Here is a 2,126-nt window from a genome sequence, read left to right as displayed (position 1 = left end):
TCCTGCATTCGATCATCATGACCGGGGCCATACCGCTGTACCTGTGCCCGGAGCGTAACGAACTGGGCATTATCGGGCCTATTCCGCTGTCCGAATTCAGCCGTGAGTCGATCCAGGCCAAGATCGACGCCAGCCCCCTGGCGCGCGGCCGCGTGCCAAGCAGCAGTGGCGCCATGGTCAAGCTGGTGGTGGTCACCAACTCCACCTACGACGGCCTGTGCTACAACGCCGAACTGATCAAGCAGACCCTGGGCAATAGCGTCGAGGTACTGCATTTCGACGAGGCCTGGTACGCCTATGCGGCCTTCCATGAGTTCTACGCCGGACGTTATGGCATGGGCACCGCGCGCACGGCCGACGGCCCGCTGGTGTTTACCACCCACTCGACGCACAAGCTGCTGGCGGCCTTCAGCCAGGCTTCGATGATCCATGTGCAGGATGGCGGCGCGCGCCAACTGGACCGTGATCGCTTCAACGAAGCCTTTATGATGCATATCTCCACCTCGCCGCAGTACGGCATCATCGCTTCGCTGGATGTGGCCTCGGCCATGATGGAAGGCCCGGCCGGGCGCTCGCTGATCCAGGAAACCTTCGACGAGGCCCTGAGTTTCCGCCGCGCCCTGGCCAATCTGCGGCAGAACCTGAGAATCGACGACTGGTGGTTCAGCATCTGGCAGCCGCCCCAGGCCGGCGGTGGCGATGACGTGGCCACCGCGGACTGGGTGCTGCAGCCGCAAGCCGACTGGCACGGCTTTGGCGAGGTGGCCGCCGACTATGTGCTGCTCGACCCGATCAAGGTCACCCTGGTCACCCCGGGCCTGACTGCCGGCGGCACCCTGGACGAACAGGGGATTCCCGCGGCCGTGGTCAGCAAGTTCCTCTGGGAGCGCGGCCTGGTGGTGGAGAAGACCGGTTTGTATTCCTTCCTGGTGTTGTTCTCCATGGGTATCACCAAGGGCAAGTGGAGCACCCTGTTGACCGAGCTGCTGGAATTCAAGCGCAGCTATGACGCCAACTTGCCGCTGATCGATGTGCTGCCCTCGATTGCCCGGTCGGGCGGCGCCTTCTACCAGGGCATGGGCCTGCGCGACCTGTGCGACGCCCTGCATGGCTGCTATCGCGAAAACGCCACGGCCAAAGCGCTCAAACGTATGTACACGGTGCTACCGGAGGTGGCGATCAAGCCGGCCGATGCCTACAACCAGCTGGTGCGCGGTGAGGTCGAGGCAGTGCCGATCGAGCAGCTGGAAGGGCGCATCGCCGCGGTGATGCTGGTGCCTTATCCGCCCGGTATCCCGCTGATCATGCCGGGCGAGCGCTTTACCGCGCAGACCCGCTCGATCATCGATTATCTGCAGTTCGCCCGCACCTTCGATCGCAGCTTCCCCGGTTTCGATGCCGATGTGCATGGCCTGCAGCGTGAGGACGGTGTCTACACAGTCGACTGTATCAAGGCCTGACAACTGCCCGGCCCCAGCTTATGCATGGGGCCGGACTCAACCTGGCTGAACCTCAGCAGATCAAGCGGTTATCGTCGATAACTGAAAATTGAGCTTAACTTTAATGACGTGGCCTGTATCACAGTGGCCAGCATCGACATTTATGCCGTGATTGTTATAGTTGCTCGGTTTTTAGCATAAGAAGATTTCCATGCGCGCTTGCGCCCCTGCTGAGGAGACTGCCGTGTCCGACTACAAAGCCTTTAATGTCGTGTTGGCGGATAAGGTCGCCCATGTGCTGATCAATCGCCCGGAAAAAGTCAACGCGATGAACGCGGACTTCTGGAGCGAAATCATCGACATCTTCCGCTGGGTCGACGCCACCGATGAAGTGCGCGTGGTGGTACTGTCCGGGGCCGGCAAGCATTTCTCTTCGGGTATCGACCTGATGCTGCTGGCGTCGATCGGCAGCCAGCTGGGCACCGATGTCGGGCGCAATGCGGAGAAATTACGGCGCAAGATTCTCGAACTGCAAGCCTCCTTCAATGCCGTGGACAACTGCCGCAAGCCGGTCTTGGCGGCCATCCACGGCTATTGTCTGGGCGGCGCCATTGATTTGATCGCGGCCTGCGACATGCGTTATTCGACGGCCGATGCGCAGTTCTCGATCAAGGAAATCGACATCGG

At 61.1% G+C, this 2,126-nt stretch carries 1 protein-coding gene and 1 pseudogene; both read left to right on the top strand.

Translation table 11 applies throughout. The features are described from left to right. Positions 1-1,460: pseudogene (locus Q8Q83_RS02225) on the top strand (lysine decarboxylase); the annotation flags it as partial. A gap of 223 nt (positions 1,461-1,683) precedes the next feature. Next, positions 1,684-2,126 (top strand): enoyl-CoA hydratase-related protein (locus Q8Q83_RS02220; RefSeq protein WP_305620747.1); only part of this gene is annotated, 443 nt, incomplete at its 3' end.

Source organism: Pseudomonas sp. (genome assembly GCF_030696055.1).
In the GTDB taxonomy this organism is placed as follows: domain Bacteria; phylum Pseudomonadota; class Gammaproteobacteria; order Pseudomonadales; family Pseudomonadaceae; genus Aquipseudomonas.
This window is presented reverse-complemented; position numbering and strand designations above follow the sequence as displayed.